Below are 241 nucleotides of genomic sequence, written 5' to 3' on the forward strand. Positions count from 1 at the left end.
GGTCGGAATCGAGATACCAGTTCAGAAGATCGAAATGGTGGGTGGCCTTGTGCACGAACAGGCTGCCCGAATGTTCGGTGAAGGCGTGCCAGCGGCGGAAGTAATCCGCGCCGTGCTGGTTATCGAGGGACCAGTGGAAATCGACCGAGGTGACGGTGCCGATCGCGCCGTCGTCGATCAGCTCCTTGATGCGCGCGGCCGTCGGCGAAAAACGGTAATTGAAGGACACGTCGACGCGGCG

Annotated in this window: 1 protein-coding gene; it reads right to left on the reverse strand. The window is 61.0% G+C overall.

What is annotated here, in order from left to right:
- A partial coding sequence (locus SB764_RS44145; RefSeq protein ID WP_410867331.1) for a Gfo/Idh/MocA family oxidoreductase occupies positions 1 to 229 on the reverse strand: 229 nt, incomplete at its 3' end.
- Between the last annotated feature and the right edge of the window lie 12 nt (positions 230 to 241).

The organism is Paraburkholderia sp. SIMBA_027 (assembly GCF_046535315.1).
Classification (GTDB): Bacteria; Pseudomonadota; Gammaproteobacteria; order Burkholderiales; family Burkholderiaceae; genus Paraburkholderia; species Paraburkholderia tropica.